The 4,711-nt window shown below is 50.4% G+C and carries 4 protein-coding genes; all 4 read left to right on the plus strand.

Features of this window, described 5'->3' with window-relative positions; genetic code table 11:
- The coding region (locus tag AC1DUA_RS24290) for an adenylate/guanylate cyclase domain-containing protein (protein WP_477502210.1) at positions 1–784 on the plus strand (784 nt) is incomplete at its 5' end.
- A 19-nt stretch (positions 785–803) separates the two neighbouring features.
- Positions 804–1,298 carry an N-acetyltransferase family protein gene (locus AC1DUA_RS24295; protein ID WP_477502211.1) on the plus strand — a complete coding sequence of 165 codons (495 nt, stop codon included), beginning with the start codon at positions 804–806 and terminating at the stop codon, positions 1,296–1,298.
- 47 nt (positions 1,299–1,345) lie between these two features.
- On the plus strand, positions 1,346–4,384 hold the full coding sequence (locus tag AC1DUA_RS24300; protein WP_477502212.1) for a HEAT repeat domain-containing protein: 3,039 nt from the start codon (positions 1,346–1,348) through the stop codon (positions 4,382–4,384).
- Between the two features lie 37 nt (positions 4,385–4,421).
- On the plus strand, positions 4,422–4,711 hold a 290-nt coding region (locus AC1DUA_RS24305), incomplete at its 3' end, for an ATP-binding protein (RefSeq protein WP_477502213.1).

Below are 4,711 nucleotides of genomic sequence, written 5' to 3' on the forward strand. Positions count from 1 at the left end.
GGGCGATCAAGTGGAGAAAAATATGTCGATTTTGATTTTTAACATCCGAAGCTTCTATCTGCTTTCCAAAAAGCTGACGCCGGAAGAGAACTTCAACTTCGTCAATTCATTCCTTAGCCGATTCGGACCTTATGTCCGCAAGCATCAAGGTCTTATGAATAAGTACCTGGGCGCAGGCTTCATGGCGCTTTTCCCGAATCAAGCGGATGAAGCGCTGCAGGCGTGCATTGAGATGCGCAAGGAATTGGATCTTTACAATTCGCATCGGGCCAAAGTAGGCTATTCACCGCTAGATTTCGGTATCGGCTTGCATAAAGGACCGCTGCGTCTTGGGATTATCGGCGAGCAGCAGCGTCTAGAGGGCAATGTGATCTCTGACGGTGTGAATGTGGCAAGTATGCTGGAGAAAATGACAGAACCTCTGGGCGCTTCCATCCTCATTACGGATAATGTGGTGCAATCACTGCAGCAGCCGGCAGCTTTCCAATACCGGAACCTGGGATTAATCCAGGTTGAAGGGGTGAAGGAGCCGCTTCGATTGTTCGACGTTTACCAGGGCGATCCCGATACGATTCGGGTACTGAAGGAGAAGACCAAGACGTTATTCGAGCMGGCTGTCACGTATTACCAGGTAGGGCGTTTCTATGATGCAAGGGAAGCCTTCTTGATGGTCATTAAACAGAATCGTCAGGATAAGGCGGCACAGCTTTACTTCTATATTTGCGATGAGTATTTCCAACATGGCACGACAGCAGAGTGGAATGGCACATTATCTGTTTCATGATGAAAGAGGCGAACTTGACATGCAAGTGCACGAGCTAACCACGGAGAAAGACGCACGCCGTATTACTGAATTTTATTTATCCTCTTCCTCATTTGATGATCAAAATCATACACCAGGGGAGTTAGAGCATTTTCGCAATGCTCCGCTGCTTAGCTTGACACACCGCAATCACTGGCATTGGTTCATTGAGAATGAAGCCGGAGAGATTATTGCCGTTACCAGCTGCAAGGAGAATGAGCATCAGTCAGGCGGCTATTTATGGGATTACTTAGCGGTGCATCGCGACTATCGCAGGCATGGTTTTGCAAAAATTTTGTTCCAGGCGCTAGAAACGTTCTCGAGAGAAGCAGGTGGGCGCTACATTCTTACGTATACATGTGATTTACCCGAATATCAGCCTATTCAAAAAATGTTCCGGGCGAACGGTTTTGACCTTATCGGCACTTATCCGAATTACTACTATGAAGGCGAAGCACGACTAGCTTTCTATAAACCACTTATCGAAGACAAATGAACTAATAGATTGGACCTGATGATATGCAAGGAAGCTTAACCAGATGGATGGGACTGCGGACGGAAGATATCCGAAAGCTGTGGATGATGCTGCCAATCTTTTATTTTAGCGGGATTGCGGAGTCATTGAACTATACGGCTTTCATGGCTCTTTTTAACCAAAGATTCGGCGTGCAGTATCTGCCCTACATCTATATTGCCGAAGCGGCCATCATGCCTCTGGAGGGCTGGCTTTTAGCGAAGCTGGCCAATCGTTTGCCGAAGGCCAAAATGATGACGACGCTCTACCTGTTGATGATCGGTTTACTGGTGTTGAACGGTGCGGTGCTGCTGGGCTTCAAGCTAGGCGGCATTGACTTCCACTATTATTATCCCATTTTGTTCATTTCCTCCAACTTTGTTGTCAGGCAGCTGACGCTGCTCTTGTGGAGCACAGCTTTTGATTTATGCCCTACTCAGCAGGCCAAAAGATTGATGCCCATGTTCATCGCTTCTACAACGATAGGCGGGATTACAGCTGGCTTGATCGCTCACCAAATCGGCAAATTGCTCGGAACGGAAGCCGTCTATGCGCTCGCTCCAGTGCTGATGGTGTTCGGCTTCGTCTTTTTTCGGAAGGCGCTGGCGCGCTACTTGGTGCCTTTAACGTTAAAAGAAGACCTGCGACTGAAAAGCCAGAGTGGAATCAGCCAGCCAGAGGAAGAAGAGAAACAGCTGCCTGCTGGCTACTACGCGAAGCAGATGCTGCGCAGCCCGTTCTTGCTGTGCGCTGTTGCGTTAATGACGCTGATGCCGGCCGTGTATTTCATGATCGAGTATCAGTACTTCACCGCGGCGGAAGCCAAATTTCCATTAGAGGGCGATTTAACCTCCTTTTACGGCTTAATTACGGCTATTCAATTTACGTTCTGTCTTTTGCTACAAACGGTGTCTACACGCTTAATGAACTGGCTGGGCGCAAGCAATATGCTGCTCGCCATTACCGTGCTGTTCTTCGGCGGATTCGGGCTTACGGCTTTATTTATGAATGAATCCCTTGGACTGGCACTGGTTTCGGGTTCCTATGCCGTCTTCTATATTTTGCTGTATTACATTGCAGAGCCTTGTTATCAGCTTTTCTTCAAAATGATGCCCATCTCCAAACGGGATGGCTACCGTTATTTTGCTCAGGGTGTTGCTGCCTCTGGCGGGATATTGATCGGCTCCTTGCTGTCGCTGCTTCATTCCTTCGGTCTGATTCAGCTGTCGTTACTAGCTTGGTTAGGCGTAGGATTGGCAGCCATTCTCGTATTTGTTGCTTGGTACGGCAGACATTTGTACATCCGTGAGCTGGTCAAAAGTGTGCAATCGCTGCATGCCGATTTGTCCGATATAGCGGAGTCCTTTATCGGGGGCATCCGCAGCTCCAAAGCGCTTTCCGCTATGCTCGGCTACTTGAAGCATCCGAACGATTACGTGCGGGAGCTGGCGCTCGAAGTGATTGGCAAGGCGAAGGATTCCGCGTTCCTGCCGCATTTGATCGGGATGATCGGGGAAGAAAGCTCACGTATCCGTATAGCCGTGCTCCGCGCGATGAATCTCCAAGGCGCTACGATTCAAGACCTCGTGCAAGTTGCGTCGTTTCTTGAGGACGAGGATCCAGAGGTGCGCGCAGAATGCGTTAAATTGATTTCAAAAGCAACGCATCTTAGAAGTCAGTCGCACTTCTTCATTCGCGTTAAGCTGCTGGATAATCATCCGAAGGTTGTACATGAAGGGGTTAAGGCACTCTACGCGCTCGAAAGTGAAGAAAGCTATCAAGCCTGTGACGAGGCGATTATCAAAATGCTGGATAATGGCGGCGAATGGGCTGTCTATGGCTGCCATACCGTAGCAGATCTGAAGCTGGATGCCTATTCCGCTTGGGTATTGTCACTGCTCGATGATCATCGGCCGGCGGTTAAAGTAGCCGCTGCAGCATGTCTCGGCAAGCTCAGCCACATCGAGGCGATTCCGATCCTTCTGAACATGGTGCCTTTGGCGGATCAGGAGCTGCGCAAAGCGATTCATCAGGCATTGGTGGATATGGGCGATACAGCATTACCAGTCCTGACTGACAGCGTGAACCATGCGAATCCTTTTATTTGGAACGCAGCCGTTACTGCCCTTGCAGAGCTGCTCGATGAAAATAAACTGAGAACGCAGCTCGTTGACCCTTGCGTAAACCGCATGCTTGCTTCTACGCAGGAACGCGCTTTGCCGGAAGCCCTGCTCCAGCTTGGCATGAAAGGCTTAGCGGAGCTGGCGAATCAGCGGTGCGCTGAGCTGCACAATGCGCTTGTCGGCGGGGCCTGGGCCGTCATGGCCAAGTTCGTTGACGAACGAATTGTGGCGACGCTGCGCGAAGCAACCAAGGACGAGAGCGAAGAGGTTCGCGAGAATGCGCTTGAGGTACTTGCCGAGGGACTAGGGGATCGCAAATTGGCTTTGGCGCTGCTGGAGCTATTGAAGCAAGGAACAGCTGGCAGCGATACGGCGATGACCGAGCCGCTTAAGCTATTGCAAGAAGCAGCAAGGTGGTCGGACGATTGGCTGAAGGATATTGCGGTTTACGCATTAAGTTCACGGGAGCGTGATGGAATGAGAGAAGAGCGTAAGTTTCTGACCATGCTGGATAAAGTTATTTTCCTCAAGCAGGTCACTTTATTCGCTGATTTGTCGGTGGACGAACTGGGCTTAATCGCAGGTATTGCGACAGAAGAAATCCATGAAGACCTGACCTACCTGCTGCGCCGGGGGCAAAGCAATTCAGCGATGTATTTAATTATTGAAGGCAACGTTGAGCTAAGTAATGAGACTGGTGTAGGCGAGACAGTAACGATTGGTGTGCTGGGACCGAAACAACCATTTGGGGAAACGACGGCTCTGGACGGATCGCCTTCCTCGATAACGGCGCAGGCTATTTTCGATGAAGTACGTCTGCTTGCGCTGCAAGGCGAAAGTCTCTCGCGACTGGTGAGATTGTATCCAGAGATCGGCATCGGGCTGCTGCATGCATCCAGTGCTCGCGTTCGTTTGCTGGAAAATATGCTTTTGAAAATGGCTTAAGCTGGCTAGGTAGGTGAGCAGAGAGGGTGGGACGAACGTGTCAGTAGAGACCATCGTGTTAAGCAATGATCTGAAGGAGCTTGAGCGGCTGGGCGCATTCTTAAAAGGGTTGTCACCGGCGATGGGCATGGATGATCAGACGTTATTCCAACTGAATTTGGTCTGCGACGAGCTTGTAACAAATATCATTCTCTACGGGCACCCCCCGGAAGAACGCTCTATGCATACAATCCGTATCGACATTGGGGCAGCCGCAGGTGGCTGGGAGCTTTGCCTGACAGATCGCGGAGTGCCTTTCAATCCGCTGCTCAGGGAAAGCCCTCGTGT

The sequence above is a fragment of the Paenibacillus sp. 01T422 genome (assembly GCF_056398785.1).